Genomic DNA, 24,416 nt, shown 5'->3' on the forward strand with positions numbered 1-24,416 from the left:
CGTTTTCTTTTATCACACCACAAATACAGAACTCACCACGCATCACTGGATGACTAGTCAATGAAAAATTGAGTGCCTTAAGCAACGTGAGTGAGGTCGCGCCTCAAACTACGTTCCTAACTTACAAAAATGAATTTTAAATTAAAACAAAATCCAAACTTGATCACATTAAAAAACCAAACTACGTTTTAATCATACCAAATGGTAATTTAATTACATTAAAAGGAATTATTATGTTGTCAGCTATCAAGGAAATGTTGGTTCATCCCAAAGATTACTCTGGTCACGATGTAAATACGGTGATCTCACAACTCGCCGCTCAAACAAGTACAGAGCCTTATGTCTGGTCTTATATCGAAGAACAATCCGTTTACGAAAACACCTCAAATGGAATGCGCGTCTACCCGCACGAACTTCGACGATATATTTACTAAACCCTTACCAGCTCCACAACATGTGCCCTACGGTGTACTTCGGTTGTAGGGCACATTCTCATTTGAAACGATTACTCTTAAGGTTAATAACAATAAATAATCAGAGCGTTATTCATAGATTTTTGACTGAGCAGGCTCGTTTGAGCCGCCCCAACCGCGATACATACCTTCGGTGTTAAATGGAAGGGTCAAATTACCCTGGCTATCGACAGCAATAACCCCGCCACTTCCACCCGTACTTGGCAAATCGTCAAATACCACATGTTTAGCCGCCTGTACTAAGCTCTCACTGGCTAATGACATGCGAGATGAAATATTGTGACCAACGACATGTCTCAAAAAGTGCTCACCGTGCCCAGTCGCAGATACTGCACAGGTCTGGTTGTTTGCGTACGTGCCCGACCCAATTACAGGAGAGTCTCCGATTCGGCCATACTGTTTATTAGTTATGCCGCCTGTTGATGTAGCAGCCGCGAGATTACCATGTTTGTCTTTTACCACAGCACCAACGGTACCGTATTTGTAGTCGTTATCGGTTGGCTCCAGGATAACTTCTTGGGCTTTTAACGCAGACTGGAGTTGCTGATAACGCATCTCCGTAGAGAAATACGTATTTTCAACCTGTGCTAAACCTAGATCTCTTACAAACTGCTCAGCTCCTTCACCACCTAAATAAACATGTGGCGATTTATCCATTACCGCACGCGCGACATCGATTGGATTTGGACTAAAGCGTATGCCCGATACAGCGCCTGCATCAAGAGATTTACCGCACATTATCGACGCATCTAGCTCATGTTTTCCTTCATGATTGAATACCGCGCCTTTGCCAGCATTGAACCAGGTACAATCTTCAAGTTGATTTACCGCTGCCTGCACCACATCTAATGCATTTGCGCCATCTTGGAGACTAGCTAAGCCAGCTTCAATAATTCCTTTTAAAATGTCTTCGATTTCTTGCTCTTGCTCAGGGGTTAGTTTCCCTTTAGACATAGCACCAGCACCACCATGAATGGCGATGGAATACTCATTAAACATATACTTCCTTAGTGGTGAATCAGCTGATTTAAAAATTCGCGAGTGCGTGGAGATTTTGGTGCTGAGAAAAATTCTTCTGGATTATTTTCTTCTACGATCTGTCCTTGATCCATAAAGATAACGCGGTCTGCGACTTTACGAGCGAAACCCATTTCATGAGTCACGCAAAGCATGGTCATACCTTCACTGGCCAAGTCGGTCATGACATCCAACACTTCAGAGATCATCTCTGGGTCAAGTGCTGAAGTCGGCTCATCAAACAGCATCACTTCCGGGTTCATACATAACGCACGAGCGATCGCAACGCGTTGTTGCTGGCCGCCAGAGAGCTGGCTTGGATATTTGTTCGCTTGCTCTTTGATCTTAACCTTATTAAGCAGTTCTAACGCTTTCTCAATGGCGACTTCTTCGTTAGTACCTAAGTTAGAAGTCTGTGGTAAAACACAGTTTTCTAATACCGTAAGGTGAGGAAACAAGTTGAAAGACTGGAAACACATGCCTACCTGTTTACGCAACTCAATCAGATCCTTAGGTGTATCGCTCACTTCTTGTCCAAAAACATTAAGTGAGCCAGACTGGTGCTTTTCCAGTTGATTGATACAACGGATCAACGTCGACTTTCCAGAGCCTGAAGGACCGCAAATCACGATGCGCTCCCCCTTCTTAACGCTAAGGTTGATGTCTCGTAAAGCATGGTATGAGTCGTACCACTTATTGAGGTTTTTTGTGTTGATGACTTCCATGTAATTACATTCTCCTAATAATCTTTATTTCAAGCGGCGTTCTAAGTGAGCAGCGTATTGAGAAAGTGAAAAACAGCAGATAAAGAAAAAGACAGCCAGAAAAGCGTACATTTCATTCTCTAACCCTACCCATTTCGCGTTTGATAACGTGCTTGAAGCGACACCAACGATATCCAACACACCAACAATCATCACTAGCGTAGTCTCTTTTAAGATGCCAACAAAATGATTGAGCAGAGATGGTATTGAGTTCTTCAACACTTGAGGAAGAATGATTTTCCCCATCATTTTCCAGTAGCCAAAGCCTAAAGCTTCTGCGGCTTCAAATTGCCCCTGAGGGATGGATTGCAATCCACCACGGATGGTTTCAGCCATATAAGCGGCAGTGAATAACACCAGAACCGCAACCACACGTAGCAGTACATCGAACTCTTGCCCTGGCGGTAAGAAAAGCTGAATCATCAGAGATGCCATAAATAGCAAAGTGATGACCGGCACAGAGCGGACTAATTCAATGTATGCGACACTCAACCAGTGGATAACCGGACGCTTAGAACGTCTACCCAGAGCTAAAAGAATGCCTAATGGTAACGCAAACACCATACCGAAAATTGCCAAAAACAAAGTCAGCATAATTCCGGCAAATTTAGTGGTAGAAATAGCTTCTAAACCGAAAGTTCCGCCTTTGAGTAACATCCACATTGCAAACGGCAGAACAGCGATATAGCAAAGCATCACCAACTTGTTAAAACGCTTGATATATAGCATGGGAATAGCAATAGCTGCCAAGCCGAAAGCAACATCAACTCGCCACTGCTGATCGTCCGGATACATGCCATAAGTAAATAATTCAATGCGGTTCACCACTGGTAACCAGCAAGCGCCAGACGATGTACAGTCAGCTTGAGACGAACCAACAAACGTTGCATTAAAGATAAACCAGTTCAGTAAAGTCGGTACTAGCCAAAGTACAAACAACAACCCAACCACCGTCAGCACAGTATTTAGTGCGGAAGAAAATAAATTTTGACGGCACCAAGTATTCCAGCTTGATTTGATAGTGATGGCTGGCTTTGGTTCGATATATTCCATGATATTTTCACTTTGCATGATCATTTCCCTATCGCAACGTGCGAGTTGTACCAGTTCATCAGTAAACTCGTGACCAAACTAAATACGCAGTAAGTTCCCATTACAATAAGGATGCACTCAATTGCCTGACCTGTATTGTTGAGCGTGGTTCCTCCCGTTGAAGAAACGAGCTCCATAAAGCCGATCACCACACCCAACGAAGAGTTCTTAATGATGTTGAGATACACACTCGTTATTTGCGGAATCATTGGGTAAACCGCTTGAGGAACGATAAGCTTCCACATAATAGAAGGTTCACTAAACCCAAGAGCTTTGCCTGCTTCGTGCTGACCTTTCGAAATAGATTGGATGCAGCCTCGCACAATTTCAGCAATATAACTCGCGCTGTACACCGAGAGTGCAACCCAAAGAGCAACTAGCTCTGGAATAACAATCATGCCACCCTGGAAGTTAAAACCAGTTAGTTTAGGTGTACTGAACTCGAGGTGCCCACTAACCAACGCGGCTAGAACGACCAAAAACGGTGGAACGACAACGATAGCGAGTAATCGCGGCCACAACACCGGGTGGAAACCAGTCCACTGAACCTTGTTGATTATTGAACGACGATGCATAAACGCCGTAAAACAAGAAGCCAGCAATACCAAGAACACGTATCCGCCCCATCCTTCAAGTGACAAATGAGGAATCGCTAACCCACGGTTAGAAAGATAAACGTTGTCTGCAATTTGGATGCTGTTTCGCACCGCCGGCAAACTCAGAAACAGTGCATACCACCACACAAGTTGCACGACCAGTGGGACATTTCGTATGAACTCTACGTAAGCTCGGCTTAATCTGTTAATTACCCAGTTGTTCGATACTCGACCAACACCAATAACGAAACCTAAAACGGTCGCTAAGACGATACTCAAAAATGAAACGAGTAGTGTATTGGCCACACCCACATAATACGCTTTGAGGTAAGTATCATTTTGGTCATAATCGAGAAGACTGAAGGTGATATCGTACCCGGCACGATCACCTAGAAAATCAAAACCGGTTGTAATGCCAAGTTTGGCAATGTTCTCGGATGCGTTTGTACCAAGGTACCAGAATAATAGAGTGACCGTGATTAAGAGTAAGGCTTGTTGCCCCCAGTTAATTAAGGTCCCTTTAGTCAATTTCATTTTTCAATTCCTTCCTATCCGTGGATGGTCAGCCTACGGTTGATGTAGGCCGACATGCATTAATAATTAACGGAAAGGAGGGGCATACATTAAACCACCTTCTGTGTATAAGGCGTTTGCACCACGTTCGAATTTAAGTGGTGAGTTTTTACCAACATGGTGAGCAAAAATTTCGCCGTAGTTGCCCGTTGCTTCAATCGCTTTTAGTGCCCAATCCTGACTAAGCCCTAGATCGGAACCTAGGCTACCCTCGGTACCCAATAGACGTTTGATTCCAGGCTTATGAGCGCTTTTCGCTAATTCGGCGGCGTTGGCTTGAGTTACGTTAAGCTCTTCAGCCTCAATCAGTGCGTTACCAACCATAGTAACGATGTCACGCCATTCGTTGTCACCTTGCTTAACGTACGCACCTAATGGTTCTTTAGAAATTACTTCCGGAAGAATCACATGCTCGTCAGGTTTTTTGAACAAAGTACGGCGAGCTGCCAATCCCGTCACATCATTGGTTAATGCATCACAGCGACCTTTCTGGTAAGCGGCATACAGCTCTTCTGTTTTTTCAAAGACAACTGAACGGTAGGTTAGCCCCTTAGAAGCAAAGTAATCGGCCAGATTGTGTTCTGATGTCGTGCCAGGCGATAAGCAGAATGTTGCACCATCAAGTTCCGTCGCCGATGTAACGCCCAAAGATTTACGCGTCATAAAGCCCTGTCCATCGTAAAACCAGATTGTGGTGAAATCCGCACCGAGTTTAGCGTCGCGAGAAACGGTCCAGGTTGTAGAGCGAGAAAGGATATCAATTTCACCGGATGCAAGAGACGTAAAACGGTTTTTAGATGTTGTGGTGATGTACTCGACTTTCTCTGGTGAACCTAAAACAGCAGCAGCAACGGCGCGACAATAATCAACGTCCATGCCTGTCCACTTACCCTGGTCATTGATGTATGAGAAGCCCATTTTATCGCTCGAAATACCGCATTTAAGGGTACCGCGCTGAATAACGTCATCTTTAAGATTTGCATAACTTTGTGTAGCTACACTACTAGCCAACAACCCCGAAACGATTAACCCTACTGTTTTCAATTTCATGATAAGTCCTTTTATTACGTAGCTTCCGATGAAGATTTAATTAAATTCCCATGTTTACTGACATACAACATATGCGTTTATTGGGGGTAATTGGAAGGATTTAATGTCTTGTATTTTGCATGGGTTATGCAAAAATTCGATAATGCATTCAAATGGAGTATTGGAATGAATATTAGATGGCTGAAGGATTTCATCACACTGGCTGATTGCCAAAAATTCTCGTTAGCAGCACAAATAAATGCCTCATCTCAAGCGGCATTTAGTAGACGCATTCAACAATTAGAACAACACCTTAATGTTGAATTATTTGACCGAAGCCAAACCCCTGTGAAGCTCACTCCAGAAGGTAAACGTCTATACCCAGTAGCATCAGAAATGGTACAAATGGCGGACAGATGTGAGGAAATGGTGGCGAACAAACCGAACCCAATGACAATTGCATCTTTGCATACTCTTGCCTGTAACTTTTTCCCACAGTGGTTCACGCAAATCTTAAAACATATGGAGAACCCTATGGTGACCAGCATAGACTCTGGTGTGCGGTCTGTTACAGGCTATCAAGCTGCCCTTCAGTCTCAAAGAGCGGATTGTTTGTTATTTTACCGTGGTTCTGAAGGTACCAAATATTTTGAATCTGAAGAATTTGAAGTCGTAAAGTTAGCTGATGATGCGCTTATCTGGGTTTGTGGGACCACATTTCCGTTGGAGCGATTGGAAGACAACCTTATTCCTCACCTCACCTATGCACCATCATCACAATTATTAGAACTGTCTCTCCCTTTGCTAAACGCGACCCCACAAGCAAAGAAGCTTTCGGTAATATTCCAGTCGACAATTTCAGAGTCTCTACTGCCAATGGCAATCCAGGGAAACGGTGTCACCTGTATCCCTTATTCAGTAGCCAAGGAATACATTGAAGATCATCGCCTGATCCATATCTGGCAAGAGTATAGTCAGCCACTCGAAATCGTGCTCATTCGTTTGCTCGAATCGAAAAACCCTCATCCTTACATAAACCAGTTTTTTGATACCGCAAAAGTAATTTATCAGGAAATGTCGGGAGTAATCCCGTAAAGCTTAAACAACTCGAACTATACAGACCGTGCCCCTTCTGTATTAAACTCGCACAACGCTTCAATTGCAGCATCAGCTTTTGAAGATTGTACAAAGATATGATCGTGGTAATAGGCCGCGATGACATTAGCACTGATGCCTTTTGAAGCAAGTTTTGTGGCCACCGCAGCGGTTAGTCCGACGGCTTCGAGGCTTGAATGAACCGTCAGTGTAATTTGCTTAAACGAGCCTTCAAACGATAAACCAGCTTCTAGCGCAGCCGATTTTTCGATCACCAAAGTGAGCCCTTCAGCTTCGGTAAAGGTCGCAACAGGATTAAGTGACAAATAGTTTTTAAGCTCACCTGAAACGGTACAAAACACAAACTCAGAGTCGATGAGCTTAGGGCGTAGTGATTTAAGCAAATCATCTAATTCGGTTATCCCTGCCATTCAGATATTCTCCATAACGCTTAATAAATGATGAAACTCAAGCTTTCTTGACAAATTTCGCGGTGACCATCATTTCACCAGCGCCATCTACTTTGCAATCCAGTTGATGATCTTTACCTTCGACGATGCGTCTAATCACGGCTTTAGTGCCAATCTTTAAAACAAGAGAACTGCCTTTAACCTTGAGATCTTTCGCCAACGTGACTTTGTCCCCTTCTGCTAGCAATGTGCCATTCGCATCATTGACACTAAAAGCTTCTTCAACTTCAGACGGATTCCATTCATAAGCACACTCAGGGCAAATGAGATGGTTTTGGTCTTGGTAAACGTATTCGGATTGACAATTTGGACAAGGAGGGAAAGCCATAGTTATCTCTTTTCTATTAAAATCTGGATGCTATGTTAATACGTCACGCTAAAAATGCACGCAATACCTAGGTGTCTTCCCTCACTAACGTTATCTCTACCCGCTCTTTTCCTTTGCCAACGTTTTTACGCTTTAAAGCGATTTTACCCACTTCCGACGTTCGTTTCAGATGCGTACCACCACAAGGGACTTGAGCGAAACCTTCTACCTTCCAATAACGCCTTTCTTTTGTTTGGTCAGAAAATTCACTTGTAATGATCGAGTCAGAATCAATTAAAGCTTGGGCTTTGTACTGAAGTGCGGGCAAAAGCGGAGCGATGTTTTCCGGCCATTCAAAATCGATGCGACTTTTGTCTTCTGAAATATGCGCGCCAATCTTAGTTATCGAGTTAAAGTTTTGCGTAAACAGCTCAAGCACAACCTCTGCCGCAAAATGTAACTTCATAAGCGCATAGCGTCGAGGCCAATCAATCTCAGTCACAACCTCATCGCCAACGGCAAAAGTTGGTGTGGTTTCAAGAGTATAAATAATACGCGAGCCTGATTTTTCAGCCTTAACCACACGAATACCAGCGATGGTTCCTTCATCGCTTTCCTGCCCGCCCGACTCTGCGTAAAAAATGGTATGAGAGAGTTCAACGTTATTACCTGTAATTTGCGTAACGACGGAAATAATCTCGGGTTGATATGGATTGTTCCAAAACACCTTTTCTGTCATTTGCCTTCCTTTGCGTATTAAGTAGACTTATTCGCTAGCCATGCTAAACCAGCACTGATATTAGTCAGCGTAGCTAATCTTATAGGAAAACTGCTAGTAACATCCTAATCGCCAATAAGGTGAGTAACGTTTTGATTATCAGAATGACTTTCTTATTGCCCGCGCTAAATCTCGCCTTTGTACCAATAAACGAGCCGAGAATCGACCCTAGCACCATATAAACAATAACATTTAAGTTAGACACGAGATCACTTGTAACCGCAGCGTATACAGGGATCTTAGCCAAATGACTGATGGTTAAAAACATAGAGCTTGTTGCGATAACAGCGTCATTCGATTTCAACTGTTTGGTCAGTACGGCGAGTGACAAAGGGCCCACAGCACCAACAATAAGCCCCAATCCCGTTTGTAGAAAACCAATCAGATAGTAGCTTTCGTACCGACGTATAAAGTGCGCAAATCGCTTACTCCAAAGATTCAATAAGATATACGAACCGATTGCGACAGGGACATACTCGAAAGAGAGTTTCGATAGAAAAAAACCAAATACCAGCATACCGATTAAAGAGCCAACCAAAAACTTGGGGAGTAACGACCACTTTACATGAGCGAGCGAGAAGAACATGCGCGATGAATTGCTGGCTAGCTGTGTCACACCATGGATTGGTATGATTAAGCTCGGGCTGAGAAAACTGGGAAGAACGGCAATCAATAGCATCCCTCCACCAAACCCAATAAACCCGGCAATCGCCGAGGTTACCATCGCAATGAACCCTAAAATAAACTCTACAGGCACAATGTTTCCTTCGTGTTAGCGCTCACTTCTTTTTAAGAATCAACGTTTAGTTCACCCAATGCCGCCAACCACTGATTAGGTTCTGCAATGATAAACTCAAAGGCACGTTGATCAGATAACGTAATGCGAATTGCTTCACTGGTAACGGGCATGATACCTGCCCCTTTTCCAATGCACTTTTCTACCGAAACAATTTCATCACGCTTTAAAATGTAGGGGCCAAATGCAAGTTTCTGACTATAGGGTTTAAAAATGACCTCTGTGTCTGTCAAAGACAACTTTCCATCTGCTCTTGCTACACCAACCTGTATCGTAGCAGCCGCTGATTTGATAATTTCTCCAGCCATGATATCTCCTTATATTCTGACCGATTTGAATAACGCCTTATTAAACACCGCCATTTTGAGCACTACCCGTTTACTACTCCGATTAGTGGTTTAAAGACAATTTCGTCACCAAAATCATCATTAAACGCATTAACTATAGAGTATCAAGAGTTTGCCCGGGACATGTAGTAGAACCTGTCATCTTCTTTTTCCACTTTAAAACCGCTCCTCTGGTACAAGTGGTAAGCCGGACTAATTTTGAAAACTTTGAGCCTAACAAGAGCTAGTTTTGCTTCGTTCGCCAATCTTGCTGTTTCAGCCAATGCTGCCGCGCCAATTCCCTTATTTTGAAATGAAGATCGGACTTGAAGGTCACGTAAGTAGCAGTGCCCATCATCATATTCCAGACGGATTGCGCCAACAACCTCACCATCAAACAAGATATCCCAACTTTCCAGTTTGACGATGTGTTCCAATATCTGCTGTTGACCCCAGTCAACCGAATAATGCTCATAATAAGAACGCATATTATTAAAAGTGATCTCAGCTGACTCAGAAAAATCAGCCGTTGGCCGAAATGAAATGTTCATAATTCTCCTTTCTCCAGCGAAACACTAAAGGTAAACCACAGCTTCGACATTGTTGCCATCAGGATCTAACAAAAAGGCGGCGTAATAGTTAGGCGCGTACTTTTTTCTCAACCCTGGTTTCCCATTACAACTTGCTCCATGAGTTAAGCCTGCTTGATGAAACTCGATGACTTGTTCTTTATTAAGAGCAGAAAAAGCGATGTGGCTTTTCGCGTTGTTATCACCCTTTTCAATTAGAAACCTGACGTTTGGTTCTGTGGTTAAGCCAAAGCCTGCAGCAAAGTCATCTGCCCACTTTAACTCAATACCAAGTGGAGACAGTACATGTTGGTAGAAGTCGCGGCAATTTTCAAAATCAACGACTTTAATTTCAAAATGATCGATCACTTTAATTCCTTGTGATGTGGTTTTTACGTTTCCTTGTGAATTCTATTAGGCATTAACTCTCTGTAAATTAAAACTTTAACCCAAGTGATTTCAAGTCTGCCTCACACTGCCCGGCGTTTTCAAACTGAATCGCCGCCATGCCAACCGTTTCAGCGCCTTCGACATTATATGGCATATCATCAATAAACACGGTTTCTGACGCCTTCAATGCGTACTGAGTTAGCAAAGACTGATAAATTTCTGGTTGCGGTTTTAATAACCCTAGCTCAGCCGAGACTGCGGCCCCTTCAAAGAGATTCCAAAACGCATAAGTCTCTTTCAAGTACGAGACAATTTCATGCACATTATCCGTGAGTGCAAACACGCAATAGCCAGCCGCTTTAACTCGCCTGATCAGCTCGACCGAGCCATAAATTAGAATCTGGGTTTGCTTCACGTAATAAAACAATCGCTCGCAATCAAGTTCGGAGAAACCAAGAAGTTGTTGATATTGAAGTTTTGCTTCACTTTCAGAAATAATGCCTTTGTTCAGATCTAACCAAGTGTCTGACTGAAAGATACTTTTCACCTTTTCTTCTGCGGAGTCGATGCTTCCAAACGTTAACCTAACGATTTCTAGCGGCGCCCAGCGAACAACCACATTTCCGATGTCAAAAACGACATTTTTAATAGTGTTCGATTCCATTTTGTACTCCTCTCTTACTGTCTATTTCAGAAGAGGATACACGATGTAACGCTCTTCAAAACGAAATAAGCACCACTATAAAAACGGAAGTGCCACGAGTGACGAATCTCCATCAATAATCTGGCAAAATTTATCTCTTGGCCATTGGATGGTCAGGGTTCAACTGAAGAAGATCCCAGAGGTTTCCGTACAAATCTTCAAATACGGCAACGGTGCCATAATCTTGTTCTTTAGGTTCACGGACAAAGTTGATTCCTATGGATTTCATTCGTTCGTAGTCACGCCAAAAGTCGTCAGTATTTAAGAAAAGGAACACTCGCCCACCCGCTTGATTGCCAATAAAATCGAGCTGTTCTGGTTTTGAAGCTCTTGCCAGTAGCAATGCCACGCCATGAGAATTAGGTGGAGCTACGACGACCCAGCGTTTATCTTCTTCCGGCTGGTATGTGTCTTCGAGAAGCTCGAATTGAAGCTTGTTTACGTAAAAATCGATGGCTTCGTCGTAGTCTTTCACTACTAACGCTATATGGACAATATTTTGCTTCATTTCGATTCCTAATGGTCTGATTCGTTACCACACCAAGTGATAGTTTATTGAATGCTTACCGTCTAGCTGCCGCAGACCGAATGAACAAAAATGTATTCTTCATGTGAGCATCTAATAATTAGAGCAATGCGAGACGTACAACTCTTACTCAAAAAAACTGCAGCACCAAACAAGTCACAAATGCTGGTAAGCCCGCGATAAACAACACTAGCCCTGTTTGATAATTAAGTCGACGTTGTTCCTGCAGTTCTTTGTCAAAATCATGGCCTTTGACCATTTTGTAGACTTTATCAGTTCTGGGATTGGCGAGTCTGGATGCTTTACTGTCTACACCCGGCTCCCACATAAGCTTCGCCAAGATCCAAATCACGATGACCACAAAAAATAAAAAATCGACGAGCTGTGTTGCTGCAAAGAATGGCACAAACTTTGACAGAACAAACACAGTTAATGCGGCAACCATGTTAATGAGCAGTACCTTTTTAATTAAATCAAGCAACCCTTTCTCCTAGCGTTAAATCCGTTTTTAAGTGACATTGAGCTCACGACTAATAACCGTTCCATTAAAAGTATTTAACGACACATCACTCACTGTTCGATTCCACATCAGGTATCTTTCGAGATTTTGTATAAGCAATGTCTTTCCAGTGGATGCCCTTTTTCAACCTTAGGATGATTGAAGTTTTGCTTTGTATCGACCATACCAATCTTCAGCATAACGCGCTGCGAAGGCTCATTTTGTAAAGCCGCAAACGCATAAACAGATGGCGCATCCAGTTCTTTAAAAGCAAATTCTAAAGCTTTATTCGCGGCTTCAGGCGCGTAGCCTTGTCCCCAAAACTCAGATGACAACCGCCAACCGATTTCAATAAACGGCGCATTGGGAAAACCACTGTTCTCATCTTGCTGATGCAGCCCAACAAAGCCTATAAACTGGCCTGTTGATTTGAGTTCAACCGCCCAAAATCCCCAGCCATTGTCAGCAATAAGGTTTTGAATTTTTTCCGCTTGTTCAAAGCTTTCCTGCTGGGAAAGTGTTGAGAGAAAATACCTCATCACATGGGGGTCTGAACATAGTTCAGCATAAGGCTGGAAATCTTCACTTTTCCACTGACGCAGAATCAATCTGCTGGTTTCCATCTTCATTTATTTTTCTCTTAATGGACTTTACGCTTCGATGCACCAAAGCTAGTGACACCGTCACTTACAAGCCACCCAATATCTGGCCAAAAGATTGGGAAACACCTTACCCATTACTACATTCTCAAGTTGACCACCGTTGGCTTCGATAACTTTTCGTGACGCGAAATTGTCGTCATCTGCAGTGATTAACGCTTGCTCAATGCCTAGCTCTTTGGCTTTACGCAAAGCCAGCCTTAACATGTACTTTCCATGACCTTGAGACCGATAGGAAGGCGCAATGTCGTAGCCAATATGGCCTGCTTCTAATGTCAGAAAATCGTTGTTGATATTATGACGGACACGAATCGCACCAATAATGGCTTTGTCTGAATTGACGAGCCAAAAATGACTACAGGGTACATATCCTTCTCTCAGGTTAACCCCATTCGCTTCATCAGTCAGTCGTTGAACGTAATGAACGAAATTGAATTTACCCTCTTGGTAGTACTCCGAGTTTTCAACATCATGTTGAGAAAAGTCATCGTAAAAATGCGCAAAGGAAGACTCAAATTCTACTGATGGTACAACTAACTCCATGAAAAAATCCTTTTAAATGAGAGCTCCTTAAACAGAAGCTCAGACACAAAACGGCGCCGCACGTAGCGATTCAATCTTCAATCGTTATGCTTTCGTTTTGATGTGATACTGCATTTCGATGAGCTGATGTTCACCAACAATTTCAACTTCTCGAATAAACTCAAAACCAAATTTCTCATAGTAATTGCGTAAATAACCATGAGCGTGAATTTCGATAGAGCTTACTCCATCATTTCGAGCGTAATCCATTAGCGCTTGGACAACTTTAGACGCGATTCCCATTCCTCGATAAGGCTCTGTAACCGCAACTCTGGCCATAACGGAAGAGCCGCCCTCTTTTATCGTTAATCGTGCCGTTGCAACTAGAGCGTCCTTGTCCTCTACCAAAGCGTGAATGGAACCTTCATCTAATCCATCTAGGTCTAACTCTCTCGGTATCTGCTGCTCAACAGTAAACACCTGATAACGAATAGCTTGTGCTTTTTGAATGATCTCTGAGCTGTTCCCAGTAATGATTTCCATGCCAACTTCCTTTAAGCATATAACGAGGTATTTAGAGAAACAGGCTAACACGCTAACGGATTCTTAGCCCGCTTCTGGATGTTTACTTTTTACGCTTCAGGGACAGGTATCAAATTGAATGTAGCATCAAAGATTGCTTTATCCTCTTCAGATAGCAGCCCTTGAAATGCAAGCGCTCGTTCATAGCATTCCAGCGCATTGGTTTGTTCACCCGCAATCTGAAATGCATGACTTAAGACGGCATTGGTAAACGCCTGAATCCAATCAGCACCTGTTCCATCAAAATAGTCAAAAGCAATTTTTGCGAACTGAAGGCTTAACTTCGATTCATTCACGCACAGTGCTCGCGCAACGGCTAAATGAGCGAGGTGTTTATTCTCATCGGTGCCTACTTCTGACCAATGATATAGTGATGAAAACGCAACGGTTAATAGTCTCTGTTTCTCTTCTGCATTTGCTGAACTCTCAGACAGAGACCAAAATTCATTGTTACTCTCAATAGCAAAGTATCGGTGTAAACGTGAGATATCTTCATTACTTGGTAGAGCCATAAATTATCCTTATTTTTTAATTACCTAATGCCCATTCAACGCCATGCGCTGCATGAATTTCCGTGGTGTCATACAAAGGGACCGTCGTGTCACTTTGCTTCACTAATAATGCAATTTCAGTACATCCCAGAATCACCGCTTGGGCGCCCTGAGCGTGTAAATTGGCAATGATTTTCAAGTAACGGTCTCGGGACTCGCTTTTTATTTCCCCCAGGCAAAGCTCTTGATAAATAATATCGTGAACGACGGTTTGCTCATCGGCAGTAGGAACAACCACGTCTATGCCAAATTTCTCTGAGATTCTGCCCTTGTAGAAATCTTGCTCCATTGTAAAACGCGTTCCTAACAGACCAACTTTGGTGACACCGTCTTGAACCAAGCTCTCTGCGGTCGCATCAGCAATATGTAAAATTGGAATAGATATCTGCGACTCAATTTCTGGTACAACTTTATGCATTGTGTTCGTGCATATCATTTAAAAATCTGCGCCACCACGTTCTACTGACTTGGCTGCTTCGGCAAGGATCAAAGCGGTTTCTGACCATTTCCCTGGATGCTGGAGTTTTTCAATTTCGTCAAAGTCGACACTGTATAAGCAGATTTTTGCTGAGTGCAAGCCACCTAACCTTGACTTCACGCCTTCATTCAGTGCTTTGTAATAACTGGCGGTGGATTCCCAGCTCATTCCACCTACCATGCCTACTGTCTTCATTTTTCTTCCCTTACTTGAACCATCAATCGCTCAATTATGATCGTTCCTGCCACGTATACTCCATTTGACGCGCGACCAAATCGGCCAGCTCACGACTATGTAGCTGTGAAACCAGATATAAGCTCATATCGATACCAGCAGAGATGCCTCCAGAAGTGGTGTATTTTCCTGATGTGACCCAGCGTTGATCGTCAATCACCATTAGGTCAGGAAAGCGACGCGATAAATCAGGTATGTCTTCCCAGTGGGTTGTGACCGTTAAGCCCGAGAGAAGTCCGGCACTGGCTAATAAAAATGCACCGGTACAAACCGATACCACCCGACTTGCACCTTGATCAACCGATTTGATCCAGTTCAATACCGGTAACTTCGTCATTTCCTCAGTGTGTACACCGCCCACAACAACCAACAAATCAATATCGGGATGATCATGAATAGAATAGTCAGGTAAGACGTTGAAGCCACCTCTTGCGACAACGGTGTTTTTAGTTTCTGCGACGAGAAACACATTCCAATCACTTGTCTCTAATCGCTTTGCGGTACTAAACACTTCGAAAGGCCCGGAGAAATCCAGCACCTCTGCCCCGTCATAGATGTATATTCCTATATTCATAGTGCCTCCATGCACATAAGCTATTGTTAGCACTTTAGCTTTTTACCCATTGCCTGAGCAACCCTTGCATACTCTTTCCGACTAACACAATAAGAACGGCTCCAAGTAAAACAGGAGTAATAAGGAAAGCCCATCCCTGCCCTGACAGCATAATCAACAACGGATTTGCCCCTGCTGGCGGATGCGTGGTTTTCGTCACTAACATCAGACTCACTGCAATCCCAGTAGCCAGTGCCAGAGTCAGAGGTGAAACACCAATATATTGAGTAAAAAACACCCCTACAAATGCAGTAATTAAATGCCCAAAGATGACATTTTTAGGCTGCGCCAACGGACTCTCGGGTACGCCAAAAACCAGTACAGCCGTCGCTCCAAAAGGCGCCATGAGCAGCGCGACATCGCTCATTGTGGAATCAAAAAATGAAAGCAACCCTATTGCCAGAAATGCCCCAATGCCTGCGATAACAGATAAACCAAAATTCTTCATACTATTCTCCGAATGAAAGTAGACCGATTTGTCTACCAAACTAAAATAGACAAATCGGTCTACTTTTGTCAAACTACTTTTACAGGAGGAGCCTTATGAGTAAAAAACGTCAGTTATTAGTTGATACCGCGTTATCGCTTTTTTATGCCAACGGAATTAACACTATTGGCATCAATGAAATTTTGAGTGTCTCTGGCGTGGCTAAGCGCACACTTTACACTCACTTCTCAAGTAAAGAAGCGCTGGTGCTGGCCGCTTTGCAGCAAAGGCACGACACGTTTTCTAACTGGCTAGATCAAAAACTAGCAGGCTCGAAGTCAGATAAGGAGTTGATAAATAGACTATTTTCAGCATTAGTAAGCTGGTTCAACAATCAGGAACAAGATTTAGGGAATTTCAGAGGCTGCTTTTTTATCAACACTTCGGCAGAATTCAGTGATTTGAATAGTGAGATCGCACGTTTCTGTGGACATCACAAAGAAGAAGTCCGACAAATCATCGCCAGCCATCTAAAAAGTACGGAGAGTACGTTGCTAAATGCCATTTGCATTTTAAAAGAAGGCGCGATTGTCACTGCGCATGTAAGTGGAAATAGCCAAGATGTTACCCATCAATGTATTCAAATTCTGAACAAAATGATTGACGATTAACAGCAGTTGGAGAGAGTAAATAAAGTTCGCGAGCTTATTGAGTTATGACGATTCGAACGATGCCCCATCGCAAAAACACGGCATCATCAAGGAGTAACTAACCTATAGAAACTTTACTCTCTCATCAATACACTCATAAGACCCCATTTCGAACTCGCGACATATCCAGGGCCGGTTTTCATATATGGAGCACATGTACGTTTCTCTGTCTAAAGCCGCACACCAACCATCATCCAGTCTCATCATGGTTTCACCACCATACTGGTCGCGGGAAATGAATTGTTCTGGAACACCTGTATCTGAAATGATCATGACTTCGAGGCGGCAGCAACACGCTTTGCAGTTTGAGCAAGACGGTGCTTCTGGAGAGGTATTTTTAATCGGTATATTCATGGGTAACTACAATTTCGTCAATTGTGCATGATACCTTAAATCTAATATGACTTTCGGAACTTTATAAGAAATATTTACGCTAGCATTGATTAAGGATGGCTAATTTATAAATAAACTGCACAGCAAACACGCTTTTAGGCTCGCTCTACCTTAGTGACAACAATTCTTTACTTGGTTTGTCAGAACTTACCTGAGACAATGGTCACAACTTACTACAGGCGAAACAATATGAAACTTTTAGTCCGCAATCTTGCGCGAACCACGACCGAACATGAAATTCGTGTTCTTTTTTCAGCCTACGGCACCGTCACTGAGTGCAACCTAGTATTAGACCAAGAAACTGGGCAATCTAAAGGCTTCGCATTCGTTGAGATGCCAGATAAAGATGAAGCGAAAAATGCACTTGAAAACCTTCATCACACTAGCGTAGCCAAGAGCAAAATCCGAGTTAAATTCGCTCAAAACTAAGCAGCCTTCGGAGCCTGGTTAACCACGCGTTATACAGGTTCCTTTGCTTAACTTCACCAGTTTTAACCTTGTTCCCTGTCTGATATCTTCGCCAGACAAAATAAAAACGCAACGCACACCTAAAAGCTACACGTTGCGAAATCAATTTAAGTACTAACTTTTACGTGATATTACCTAAGCCATGATATGGGTAGCGCAAAGCTTATTACCCGCAGGATCACGTAAATAGGCAAGGTACATTTCGCGAGGACCAACCGCTCTTACACCTGGTGGATCTTCACAGTCAACACCACCACTTTCCAAGCCGGCTTTATGCCACAACTCGACTAATTCCGGGCTTTCCACTTTAAAGCCAATAGTCATACCATTTCCTGAAGTTGCAGCTTCACCATTTATCGGCGCGGTGATAGCAAAAGTCCCCTCAGGATGAAAATAGAAACAGCGTCCATGTGGGTCTAAGACACCTTCTTGGTAGCCCAGAACGGCTAAGATGGCGTCATAAAATTGCTTGGATTTATCGATATCATTCGAGCCAACCATAACGTGACTAAACATTTATTTGTCCTTTTTAGAGTGTTGTTGAACTAACCTACTCTGCTATATCAACTTTCTTATGTCTATTGATGCTTTGTTAAGGATACCGTATTTTCCATTGGGTAAATACGCCCCATAAGCAATCACACACTATGTCGGTATCTTAAATTTACACTTCGTCTGACCATGTAAAGATAGCGTATTAATACATATTCAAAACTTACATGCCTGAACCCATCAGTTTTTCTGGATAAAATGAATAAGACAAAGATGCGTTCCAAAAAGCATGAAGTAAAATAGTGACAAATGTGGCCCAACAATGCCCATATTTAACTCGGAAGTATTCGTAAGTCACTGCAAACGCCACTCCCAGACCTAACGCATTTACCGCGTTTGCAATATTATTAGTCAGGTGAGTTAGAGAAAATAAAAAGCTCGCAATGAGTATAGATAAAAACAGACTACTTGTAATTTTACGAGAAATATTTTGAATAATGACTTGGAAAATAATTGTCTCAATAACAGGAGCTAATACAACCAATGAAAAATAATCATTGCCAGCCCACACTTCAGCGTATGAATAAATAGAACTTAAATCGATATCAAAATAATGGTCGATTGCAGTAGAAACAGATAGCAGCGTATTATGCGTCAAACTAGACCAAGTACACATTAGCGCGTAAACAATAAAGATAAACTTAGCATTGGAGAAGTCGTAAATTTTCATCAACTTCTCATCATAAAACAGAAAGTACTTCATAACTCTCCAGGAAATAATTTAATAAACCCATTAAAAACCTCGACTTGAGTTAACATCAACTACGACTCACTTTTTGTCTTTTTCTTTTTCATATCGAGCTTCTTGAATGACCCATGAGCACCAAAATGAAAAGGGTAAAACTAAAAGAATGACTACCATCTCGAGTAATTGTTCGAAAATAAAGTCTATCATTGACACTTCATCGCTATTTATTGAATGCACGATAAAACGAATAGCGAAGACGACGAATAAGATAGAGATGCTATTAAATAATACATATTGGAGAAAACCTTTGGTCCGCGTTTTTGACCAATGCTCAAACTGTGATTTATTCATTTCTAACCATCTTTAGCAACCTGAAATCAAAGACATGCTAGTAAGTTGTTAGAAAATCACTACTACAAAATTCCAAATTTTCGACCGGATTAAAAAAGTGATAGCTCCGAATAACAACAGATGATTTAAATCATAAAACCAAATGTTTATTTTTAATTACATAATCATTCAGTAATTGAAAACATTTGAAGTCCGTCGCATTCCCCACAGCCTGTGATAAATCATCCATAAAGGACGGACTTTTTGACATTCCCACCACCTTGATCACCTTAGTCTTATTTGCCGGTGAGCACGTATGCGCTGACAGCATCGACTGAACATTTGTTTGATCAGGCGATGGAATTTAAAAGGATGCGATCAGGTTATGGGTTGCTAAGAAACTATGCTCTTGTTTGCCCTTACTTTTTATATGACCATACAGGCATATTGTTTATCAATATCTAAAGAATGGTATTGAGCAAGCGGATGGTTTTTGAACGCGCGAATAGTGACTCCGATTTGGTGGTTTTTAAATAATAAGGTTATACGACGTTTAAGGTATTCCACATGAATGTAAATATTAGTGCCGTTGCGACTGCAATTTCACTGTCTCTTTTGGCAGGTAATGCTTATTCTTCAGAACAAAATCAACAAAAGACAGAAGTAATACAATCGGTAGTCGATACTGTCGCCTCTTCGCTTGAAGTTCACATCGCATCAATTGAACATCAGCCAGCTGATACCAAGGCGAAATGTCCCGGAGGATATTGCTATCGCGCTGAGATCACCCTGACAAATAAAGGCAAAAAAGAGATTGGTGGAGACTGGGAAATCTACTTCTCCAACCTTCGCCGTATTTTGGATACAAAATCAGATTTATTCGAAATTACGCACGTGAATGGCGATCTTCATCGAATCGTACCAACCAGCAAATTTAAAGGCCTGAAACCAGGTGATTCCGTCGCAATTCAGTTTGACGCCGAGCACTGGAAAATCGTCGATTCTGACTACATGCCTCGCTACTACGTGGCAGCACAAGGAGCTAAAGCTCGAGTTATTCCAAACACCATTCCACAGGAAGGAGATGGCTTAGCCGACTTGTCCGGTTACCTGGATTTGATCAGTAACGCACCGGAAGACGCCAATATGTGGCAACGTTACCCAGAAGACAGCAGCATCATGGCAACCGCTGGAACACGATATGAAAGAAATCTTGCGGTAAAAGATCTCGGCTTATCATCTGTCTCTGCCAAAATCATCCCTTCCCCTATCGATATAAAGGTGCATAACAGCAGTGTTAACATCAGCTCCGGGCTAAATTTGAAAATAGAAGAAGATAGCCTGACGGCAGACCAGCTAGATGCGCTCGAACACCGCTTCAACCAGCTTGGCGTCACCCCGAATAAAGGGATCCCCGTTGTAATTTCTGTCGACCCTAAACACAAGGCATTTAAAGGAAAGACTAAGCAGGAAGCCTATACCCTGAAGGTGACACCAAAAGAAGTCCGAGTCGTTGGGGCTGACTCATCAGGTGCATTTTATGGTGTACAGTCATTAGCGGCGCTCGTCACAGTCGGCAGCCCGACTATTCCTGAAATCACTATTGATTACGATGCACCACGATTTGAACATCGAGGTATGCATTTGGACGTAGCTCGCAATTTCAAATCAAAGGCTGAGATCAAGAAAGTACTTGATCAAATGGCCGCATACAAAATGAATAAGTTTCACTTCCATCTCGCAGACGATGAAGGTTGGCGTTTGGAGATTCCCGGCTTGCCAGAGCTCACCGAGGTTGGCGCACAACGTTGTCATGATTTGAGCGAACGTCAGTGCCTGTTACCACAAGTTGGCTCAGGTCCGGATGACACCACATCTGGCTCTGGCTACTACAGTGTTGACGATTATGCGGAGATCTTAGCCTTCGCTTCAGCACGTAATATTCAGGTTATCCCGTCTATGGATATGCCCGGCCATGCGCGAGCAGCCGTAAAATCAATGGAAGCGCGCTATCACAAATATGCGGAACTTGGAGATATGGCTGCGGCTGAAATGTACCTACTTACTGACAGGCATGACGGCTCGGAATATTTCTCGGTTCAAAACTACACTGACAACACGATTAACCCTTGTATGGAATCGAGCTTTGTCTTCATGGACAAAGTCATTTCAGAGATTGCTAAACAACATAAAAACGCGGGGCAACCTCTGGTGGACTATCATATCGGCGCTGATGAAACCCACGGAGCTTGGGTTGATTCCCCGGTGTGTCGAGCACTGTTTGTCGATCCGACCAATAATATCGATAACGTGGCCGACCTTGGTGGATATTTCATTGAACGAATCAGCCATATCCTGGAAGCCAAACAACTAAACCTCGCCGCATGGAATGACGGATTAAAACATGGCAGTTATATGGACCCAACCAAGCTTGCTGGTGACGCTTCAGCCTATACCTGGTCAGCCCTATTCTGGGGTGGTGCGAATGAAGCCCACTCCCTAGCCAATGCAGGTTATAACGTTATTTTGTCATTGCCTGAGGTCACCTACTTTGACCACCCATACGAAGCCGATCCAAGAGAACCGGGGAACTATTGGGCAGGACGCTATACCGATACGCAAAAAGTCTTTAATTTTATGCCGGAGAACTTACCAGCCAATGCTGAGACCATGACGGATAGAGACAATAACCCATTCGAAATCCCTGCCAGCACAGTAGCCCTTCAGGATGGTAAGCGCTTTAAAGGTATGCAAGGCCACGTATGGACAGAAATGGTTCGTACTGATGAACAGTTGGATCACCGTGTTTTCCCTCGCATTTTAGGCATTGCAGAGCGAGCATGGTCAAAAGCGGACTGGGAACTAGAGTACGATGCTGAAAAAGCGTATCGAACCAATACCTCAGGATATAAAGGCACTGACCATATGGGTAAACGAATAGTAAACCGTGATAACGACTGGACCGAATTTGCCAATACTCTGGGTTATAAAGAGTTTGCGAAGTTGGATGCCGCAGGTGTGGCCTACCGCCTTCCAGTTCCCGGGGCGAAAATCGACAAAAGCGGAAAGCTGTCAATTAATAGTGCATTCCCTGGTGTTACCGTTCAATACTCAGTCAATGGCACAAACTGGCAAAACTACGATCATTCAAACAAACCATCAGTGAAAGCTGGCGTGAAGATACGCTCGATAGCCAGCACAGGTCGTGCAGGTCGGGAGATTGTCGTTAACTAACCTTTAGTAGGCTACCTGATGGTAACCCCTCAGGTAGCCTTTTTCCATGCACATCATTTGATTTTCGGAGGAGATGGATGCGTGTATTGATCGTCGAAGACAGTATTCAAATCGCGGCGAATATTGGTGAATACCTTGAAATAATGGGTCACTCGGTAGATTTTTCTTACACAGGACAAGCAGCTCTCGAGTTATTATCCGAGAACCAATTCGATGTAATGATCTTGGATGTTATGATGCCTGGCTTAGATGGGTTATCTACGTGCAGGAAAATACGGGAACAAGGTCGTGAACACCTGCCTATTTTGTTTCTCACCGCTTGCGATACGTTGGAAGATAAACTGGCTGGTTTCGCCGCAGGTGGCGATGATTACTTAGTCAAACCATTTGCTATGCAGGAGTTACTGGCAAGGCTCGAGGCGCTCACATTAAGATCCAAAGGTGGCAGAAGTCACGAGATCACTTTTTCCGGTTTAACCCTTTCCACCGAAACAGAACAAGCTTTCTTTCAAAACAACCGATTAAAGCTGGACCCATTGTTGTTCAAGCTATTAAAAACCTTACTGCTGTCCGCTCCCCGTATCGTACATAAACAAGATCTTGAATACGAACTTTGGCATGGAGAGACCATCGATAGTAGTGTTCTGAGAACACATATTTATCGGCTGAGAAAGGTACTGCCTGAAGGATTACTAGAAACCGTACGAGGAAAGGGTTATCGCCTCAATGAGATTAACTAGTCAATATTTTCAAAAGCGGCTTTATAACCGAGTTTTCGCTTTGATTATGGGGCTGGTCTTATTATTAACCCTTAGCCTTTTACTAATGGCTTGGATAAACGCGCAACTGCACACAGACAGCCTGGTCAATCAAAAGTTGAATCAGCAAATGCGCTTCTTACTAGATGATTCCATCAAAAAAGGTCGCCTGGTCAAAGTCAATTCGCCGATGTTTTCCAGCTTTGTGGGGTCGGATAAAGGCTTACCACTTTATTTGTCAGGCTTAACAGAACAAGGGGTATTCGAAATTGAACACCCGAAAGTGCACGTGCAAGTAGTCAGTTCTCCATTTTCCGATGGCTTGCTTTATCTGCTCTATTTCCCTGAGAAAGATCTAGAGAGAAGCCTTTATCAGAATAGGCTCAAATACTATGTTGTTATCGGTGTAATGGCGTTAATGGGCATAGGACTCATTGCCAGTCTTTACATCACCCGGATTATTGTTAAGCCCATCACCACTCTGCAGAAAAATATTGAATGTGCCAGCCCTGACTCACCTCCTGCTGTATTGGACAGACAAGATGAGCTAGGTCAGTTGAGTCGGAGTTTTACTAACGCATTTCAGCGAATACGAGCATTCGTCGAGCGAGAACACAACTTTACCCGGTTTGCCAGCCATGAGCTCAGAACGCCAGTCACTATTATACAGGGGGCATTGGAAGTCATCGCCTACTCACCGGATCTTGCTAAAGCGCAGCCAGCGTTGAGTAGAATTGAAAGTGCAAATAAAGATATGCAGGCCTTAATTCACACTTTTCTTTCTATTAGCCGAGAGTCCAAAACCGAGCAGGTAGAATTATTGTCGTTACAAGAAAGTCTGGACTACTGCTTACAACCGTTAAGAACAGACAAGGCTGACATACTGTCGGTTCAATACAGTCTCAATTCAAAATCGGTGAATAAAATACTGGCCCATGTCGTGATACAAAATGTGTTAAGAAATGCCTTTAGTTATAGCGCCAATAGTGTGGCAATAGAATTAAAGTACGATCGACTGGTAGTTTCGAATGACATCGACCCCGACTGCCACTCTGGCTATGGCCACGGCATCGATATTATCAATGCCATATGCGAAAAAGCCGATTGGTTGGCTTTCTATCGGTGTCACAACAATAGGTTTAGCTGGCTCATCTATTTTTGATAGTGGTGAAGTAGACATGTCACCTAACCCATTAAACCGTAGATAGGAATGC

The 24,416-nt window shown here is 43.0% G+C and carries 31 protein-coding genes and 1 pseudogene; 7 read left to right on the forward strand and 25 right to left on the reverse strand.

The genetic code is table 11. The annotated features are described in order from the left end of the window. Positions 1 to 233 precede the first annotated feature (233 nt). Positions 234 to 434, forward strand: coding sequence for a hypothetical protein (locus VER99_RS08210; protein WP_020336401.1), 201 nt, complete (start codon positions 234 to 236; stop codon positions 432 to 434). Positions 435 to 542: 108 nt separating this feature from the next. On the opposite strand, the gene VER99_RS08215 is transcribed toward VER99_RS08210, so the two are convergent. The 5 genes from VER99_RS08215 to VER99_RS08235 all read right to left on the reverse strand — a co-directional run bounded on the left by VER99_RS08215 (position 543) and on the right by VER99_RS08235 (position 5,565). Continuing rightward, entirely contained in the window at positions 543 to 1,472 is a 930-nt protein-coding gene (locus tag VER99_RS08215; protein ID WP_024373075.1) for an isoaspartyl peptidase/L-asparaginase family protein, read from the reverse strand. An 8-nt stretch (positions 1,473 to 1,480) separates the two neighbouring features. Beyond that, positions 1,481 to 2,215 carry an amino acid ABC transporter ATP-binding protein gene (locus VER99_RS08220; protein WP_020336404.1) on the reverse strand — a complete coding sequence of 245 codons (735 nt, stop codon included), beginning with the start codon at positions 2,213 to 2,215 and terminating at the stop codon, positions 1,481 to 1,483. A 24-nt stretch (positions 2,216 to 2,239) separates the two neighbouring features. After that, on the reverse strand, positions 2,240 to 3,325 hold the full coding sequence (locus VER99_RS08225; protein WP_020336406.1) for an amino acid ABC transporter permease: 1,086 nt from the start codon (positions 3,323 to 3,325) through the stop codon (positions 2,240 to 2,242). Between the two features lie 2 nt (positions 3,326 to 3,327). Then, positions 3,328 to 4,476 carry an amino acid ABC transporter permease gene (locus VER99_RS08230; protein ID WP_020336407.1) on the reverse strand — a complete coding sequence of 383 codons (1,149 nt, stop codon included), beginning with the start codon at positions 4,474 to 4,476 and terminating at the stop codon, positions 3,328 to 3,330. 66 nt (positions 4,477 to 4,542) lie between these two features. After that, positions 4,543 to 5,565, reverse strand: coding sequence for an amino acid ABC transporter substrate-binding protein (locus tag VER99_RS08235; RefSeq protein ID WP_020336408.1), 1,023 nt, complete (start codon positions 5,563 to 5,565; stop codon positions 4,543 to 4,545). A 165-nt stretch (positions 5,566 to 5,730) separates the two neighbouring features. Here VER99_RS08235 and VER99_RS08240 point away from each other — a divergent pair, with 165 nt between their 5' ends. Continuing rightward, positions 5,731 to 6,639, forward strand: a complete 909-nt coding sequence (locus VER99_RS08240) for a LysR family transcriptional regulator (RefSeq protein ID WP_020336409.1) — start codon at positions 5,731 to 5,733, stop codon at positions 6,637 to 6,639. A 17-nt stretch (positions 6,640 to 6,656) separates the two neighbouring features. Here VER99_RS08240 and VER99_RS08245 read toward each other — a convergent pair whose 3' ends face one another. The 17 genes and pseudogenes from VER99_RS08245 to VER99_RS08325 all read right to left on the reverse strand — a co-directional run bounded on the left by VER99_RS08245 (position 6,657) and on the right by VER99_RS08325 (position 16,090). After that, a complete protein-coding gene (locus VER99_RS08245; RefSeq protein WP_020336410.1) occupies positions 6,657 to 7,070 on the reverse strand; it encodes an ACT domain-containing protein in 414 nt (137 codons plus the stop codon). 37 nt (positions 7,071 to 7,107) lie between these two features. Beyond that, entirely contained in the window at positions 7,108 to 7,437 is a 330-nt protein-coding gene (locus VER99_RS08250; RefSeq protein WP_020336411.1) for a zinc ribbon domain-containing protein YjdM, read from the reverse strand. 67 nt (positions 7,438 to 7,504) lie between these two features. Next, positions 7,505 to 8,155 (reverse strand): alanine--tRNA ligase-related protein, encoded by a 651-nt coding sequence (locus VER99_RS08255; RefSeq protein WP_020336412.1) that lies wholly within the window; start codon positions 8,153 to 8,155, stop codon positions 7,505 to 7,507. 79 nt (positions 8,156 to 8,234) lie between these two features. Further along, positions 8,235 to 8,951, reverse strand: coding sequence for a TSUP family transporter (locus VER99_RS08260; RefSeq protein WP_020336413.1), 717 nt, complete (start codon positions 8,949 to 8,951; stop codon positions 8,235 to 8,237). Positions 8,952 to 8,983: 32 nt separating this feature from the next. Further along, on the reverse strand, positions 8,984 to 9,298 hold the full coding sequence (locus VER99_RS08265) for a hypothetical protein (protein ID WP_020336414.1): 315 nt from the start codon (positions 9,296 to 9,298) through the stop codon (positions 8,984 to 8,986). Between the two features lie 143 nt (positions 9,299 to 9,441). After that, complete coding sequence (locus tag VER99_RS08270; protein WP_020336415.1) at positions 9,442 to 9,867, reverse strand: GNAT family N-acetyltransferase; 426 nt, start codon at positions 9,865 to 9,867, stop codon at positions 9,442 to 9,444. Between the two features lie 24 nt (positions 9,868 to 9,891). Next, positions 9,892 to 10,254, reverse strand: coding sequence for a VOC family protein (locus tag VER99_RS08275; protein WP_020336416.1), 363 nt, complete (start codon positions 10,252 to 10,254; stop codon positions 9,892 to 9,894). 67 nt (positions 10,255 to 10,321) lie between these two features. Next, a complete protein-coding gene (locus VER99_RS08280) occupies positions 10,322 to 10,939 on the reverse strand; it encodes an HAD family hydrolase (protein WP_020336417.1) in 618 nt (205 codons plus the stop codon). 130 nt (positions 10,940 to 11,069) lie between these two features. Next, positions 11,070 to 11,486 (reverse strand): VOC family protein, encoded by a 417-nt coding sequence (locus tag VER99_RS08285; RefSeq protein WP_014232038.1) that lies wholly within the window; start codon positions 11,484 to 11,486, stop codon positions 11,070 to 11,072. Positions 11,487 to 11,634: 148 nt separating this feature from the next. Beyond that, entirely contained in the window at positions 11,635 to 11,985 is a 351-nt protein-coding gene (locus VER99_RS08290; RefSeq protein WP_020336418.1) for a hypothetical protein, read from the reverse strand. A 107-nt stretch (positions 11,986 to 12,092) separates the two neighbouring features. After that, positions 12,093 to 12,632: a GNAT family N-acetyltransferase gene (locus VER99_RS08295; protein ID WP_020336419.1), complete on the reverse strand. Its 540-nt coding sequence runs from the start codon at positions 12,630 to 12,632 to the stop codon at positions 12,093 to 12,095. A gap of 54 nt (positions 12,633 to 12,686) precedes the next feature. After that, positions 12,687 to 13,205, reverse strand: a complete 519-nt coding sequence (locus VER99_RS08300; RefSeq protein WP_020336420.1) for a GNAT family N-acetyltransferase — start codon at positions 13,203 to 13,205, stop codon at positions 12,687 to 12,689. 84 nt (positions 13,206 to 13,289) lie between these two features. Next, positions 13,290 to 13,727 (reverse strand): GNAT family N-acetyltransferase, encoded by a 438-nt coding sequence (locus VER99_RS08305; protein ID WP_020336422.1) that lies wholly within the window; start codon positions 13,725 to 13,727, stop codon positions 13,290 to 13,292. An 89-nt stretch (positions 13,728 to 13,816) separates the two neighbouring features. Beyond that, a complete protein-coding gene (locus tag VER99_RS08310) occupies positions 13,817 to 14,278 on the reverse strand; it encodes a hypothetical protein (protein ID WP_020336423.1) in 462 nt (153 codons plus the stop codon). Positions 14,279 to 14,294: 16 nt separating this feature from the next. Beyond that, positions 14,295 to 14,990 (reverse strand): annotated as a pseudogene (locus tag VER99_RS08315) (aspartate/glutamate racemase family protein). Between the two features lie 34 nt (positions 14,991 to 15,024). Further along, positions 15,025 to 15,603 carry a DJ-1/PfpI family protein gene (locus VER99_RS08320; RefSeq protein WP_020336426.1) on the reverse strand — a complete coding sequence of 193 codons (579 nt, stop codon included), beginning with the start codon at positions 15,601 to 15,603 and terminating at the stop codon, positions 15,025 to 15,027. Positions 15,604 to 15,637: 34 nt separating this feature from the next. Next, positions 15,638 to 16,090, reverse strand: coding sequence for an HPP family protein (locus VER99_RS08325; protein WP_020336427.1), 453 nt, complete (start codon positions 16,088 to 16,090; stop codon positions 15,638 to 15,640). 95 nt (positions 16,091 to 16,185) lie between these two features. On the opposite strand from VER99_RS08325, the gene VER99_RS08330 reads away from it, so the two are divergent. Further along, positions 16,186 to 16,740: a TetR/AcrR family transcriptional regulator gene (locus VER99_RS08330; protein ID WP_020336428.1), complete on the forward strand. Its 555-nt coding sequence runs from the start codon at positions 16,186 to 16,188 to the stop codon at positions 16,738 to 16,740. A gap of 102 nt (positions 16,741 to 16,842) precedes the next feature. Here the strand turns inward: VER99_RS08330 and VER99_RS08335 are convergent, their stop codons facing one another. Then, complete coding sequence (locus VER99_RS08335) at positions 16,843 to 17,133, reverse strand: YkgJ family cysteine cluster protein (RefSeq protein WP_014232048.1); 291 nt, start codon at positions 17,131 to 17,133, stop codon at positions 16,843 to 16,845. A 228-nt stretch (positions 17,134 to 17,361) separates the two neighbouring features. Between VER99_RS08335 and VER99_RS08340 the strand changes: the two genes are divergently transcribed. Then, positions 17,362 to 17,601, forward strand: a complete 240-nt coding sequence (locus tag VER99_RS08340; protein WP_014232049.1) for an RNA recognition motif domain-containing protein — start codon at positions 17,362 to 17,364, stop codon at positions 17,599 to 17,601. A gap of 174 nt (positions 17,602 to 17,775) precedes the next feature. Here VER99_RS08340 and VER99_RS08345 read toward each other — a convergent pair whose 3' ends face one another. Then, a complete protein-coding gene (locus VER99_RS08345; RefSeq protein WP_014232050.1) occupies positions 17,776 to 18,156 on the reverse strand; it encodes a VOC family protein in 381 nt (126 codons plus the stop codon). Positions 18,157 to 18,355: 199 nt separating this feature from the next. Further along, complete coding sequence (locus VER99_RS08350; protein ID WP_020336430.1) at positions 18,356 to 18,895, reverse strand: CPBP family intramembrane glutamic endopeptidase; 540 nt, start codon at positions 18,893 to 18,895, stop codon at positions 18,356 to 18,358. An 882-nt stretch (positions 18,896 to 19,777) separates the two neighbouring features. On the opposite strand from VER99_RS08350, the gene VER99_RS08355 reads away from it, so the two are divergent. The 3 genes from VER99_RS08355 (at position 19,778) to VER99_RS08365 (ending at position 24,364) form a co-directional block, all read left to right on the forward strand. Beyond that, positions 19,778 to 22,444, forward strand: coding sequence for a beta-N-acetylhexosaminidase (locus VER99_RS08355; protein ID WP_020336433.1), 2,667 nt, complete (start codon positions 19,778 to 19,780; stop codon positions 22,442 to 22,444). A 77-nt stretch (positions 22,445 to 22,521) separates the two neighbouring features. Next, positions 22,522 to 23,184 carry a response regulator transcription factor gene (locus VER99_RS08360; RefSeq protein WP_014232074.1) on the forward strand — a complete coding sequence of 221 codons (663 nt, stop codon included), beginning with the start codon at positions 22,522 to 22,524 and terminating at the stop codon, positions 23,182 to 23,184. Next, a complete protein-coding gene (locus VER99_RS08365) occupies positions 23,171 to 24,364 on the forward strand; it encodes a sensor histidine kinase (protein WP_020336434.1) in 1,194 nt (397 codons plus the stop codon). The genes VER99_RS08360 and VER99_RS08365 overlap by 14 nt, the downstream gene beginning before the upstream one ends. Positions 24,365 to 24,416 lie beyond the last annotated feature (52 nt).

This window comes from Vibrio natriegens NBRC 15636 = ATCC 14048 = DSM 759, assembly GCF_035621455.1.
GTDB classification, from domain to species: Bacteria; Pseudomonadota; Gammaproteobacteria; order Enterobacterales; family Vibrionaceae; genus Vibrio; species Vibrio natriegens.

Excerpts from the sequence above, each read along its gene's own strand:
- VER99_RS08320 (WP_020336426.1), bottom strand. The coding sequence starts at position 15,603 with ATGAATATAGGAATATACATCTATGACGGGGCAGAGGTGCTGGATTTC.
- VER99_RS08250 (WP_020336411.1), bottom strand. The coding sequence starts at position 7,437 with ATGGCTTTCCCTCCTTGTCCAAATTGTCAATCCGAATACGTTTACCAA.
- VER99_RS08230 (WP_020336407.1), bottom strand. The coding sequence starts at position 4,476 with ATGAAATTGACTAAAGGGACCTTAATTAACTGGGGGCAACAAGCCTTA.
- VER99_RS08280 (WP_020336417.1), bottom strand. The coding sequence starts at position 10,939 with ATGGAATCGAACACTATTAAAAATGTCGTTTTTGACATCGGAAATGTG.
- VER99_RS08340 (WP_014232049.1), top strand. The coding sequence starts at position 17,362 with ATGAAACTTTTAGTCCGCAATCTTGCGCGAACCACGACCGAACATGAA.
- VER99_RS08210 (WP_020336401.1), top strand. The coding sequence starts at position 234 with ATGTTGTCAGCTATCAAGGAAATGTTGGTTCATCCCAAAGATTACTCT.
- VER99_RS08365 (WP_020336434.1), top strand. The coding sequence starts at position 23,171 with ATGAGATTAACTAGTCAATATTTTCAAAAGCGGCTTTATAACCGAGTT.
- VER99_RS08355 (WP_020336433.1), top strand. The coding sequence starts at position 19,778 with ATGAATGTAAATATTAGTGCCGTTGCGACTGCAATTTCACTGTCTCTT.
- VER99_RS08240 (WP_020336409.1), top strand. The coding sequence starts at position 5,731 with ATGAATATTAGATGGCTGAAGGATTTCATCACACTGGCTGATTGCCAA.
- VER99_RS08310 (WP_020336423.1), bottom strand. The coding sequence starts at position 14,278 with ATGGCTCTACCAAGTAATGAAGATATCTCACGTTTACACCGATACTTT.
- VER99_RS08330 (WP_020336428.1), top strand. The coding sequence starts at position 16,186 with ATGAGTAAAAAACGTCAGTTATTAGTTGATACCGCGTTATCGCTTTTT.
- VER99_RS08245 (WP_020336410.1), bottom strand. The coding sequence starts at position 7,070 with ATGGCAGGGATAACCGAATTAGATGATTTGCTTAAATCACTACGCCCT.
- VER99_RS08350 (WP_020336430.1), bottom strand. The coding sequence starts at position 18,895 with ATGAAGTACTTTCTGTTTTATGATGAGAAGTTGATGAAAATTTACGAC.
- VER99_RS08225 (WP_020336406.1), bottom strand. The coding sequence starts at position 3,325 with ATGCAAAGTGAAAATATCATGGAATATATCGAACCAAAGCCAGCCATC.
- VER99_RS08215 (WP_024373075.1), bottom strand. The coding sequence starts at position 1,472 with ATGTTTAATGAGTATTCCATCGCCATTCATGGTGGTGCTGGTGCTATG.
- VER99_RS08360 (WP_014232074.1), top strand. The coding sequence starts at position 22,522 with ATGCGTGTATTGATCGTCGAAGACAGTATTCAAATCGCGGCGAATATT.
- VER99_RS08235 (WP_020336408.1), bottom strand. The coding sequence starts at position 5,565 with ATGAAATTGAAAACAGTAGGGTTAATCGTTTCGGGGTTGTTGGCTAGT.
- VER99_RS08305 (WP_020336422.1), bottom strand. The coding sequence starts at position 13,727 with ATGGAAATCATTACTGGGAACAGCTCAGAGATCATTCAAAAAGCACAA.
- VER99_RS08255 (WP_020336412.1), bottom strand. The coding sequence starts at position 8,155 with ATGACAGAAAAGGTGTTTTGGAACAATCCATATCAACCCGAGATTATT.
- VER99_RS08285 (WP_014232038.1), bottom strand. The coding sequence starts at position 11,486 with ATGAAGCAAAATATTGTCCATATAGCGTTAGTAGTGAAAGACTACGAC.
- VER99_RS08335 (WP_014232048.1), bottom strand. The coding sequence starts at position 17,133 with ATGAATATACCGATTAAAAATACCTCTCCAGAAGCACCGTCTTGCTCA.
- VER99_RS08270 (WP_020336415.1), bottom strand. The coding sequence starts at position 9,867 with ATGAACATTTCATTTCGGCCAACGGCTGATTTTTCTGAGTCAGCTGAG.
- VER99_RS08345 (WP_014232050.1), bottom strand. The coding sequence starts at position 18,156 with ATGTTTAGTCACGTTATGGTTGGCTCGAATGATATCGATAAATCCAAG.
- VER99_RS08300 (WP_020336420.1), bottom strand. The coding sequence starts at position 13,205 with ATGGAGTTAGTTGTACCATCAGTAGAATTTGAGTCTTCCTTTGCGCAT.
- VER99_RS08265 (WP_020336414.1), bottom strand. The coding sequence starts at position 9,298 with ATGGCTGGAGAAATTATCAAATCAGCGGCTGCTACGATACAGGTTGGT.
- VER99_RS08325 (WP_020336427.1), bottom strand. The coding sequence starts at position 16,090 with ATGAAGAATTTTGGTTTATCTGTTATCGCAGGCATTGGGGCATTTCTG.
- VER99_RS08220 (WP_020336404.1), bottom strand. The coding sequence starts at position 2,215 with ATGGAAGTCATCAACACAAAAAACCTCAATAAGTGGTACGACTCATAC.
- VER99_RS08295 (WP_020336419.1), bottom strand. The coding sequence starts at position 12,632 with ATGAAGATGGAAACCAGCAGATTGATTCTGCGTCAGTGGAAAAGTGAA.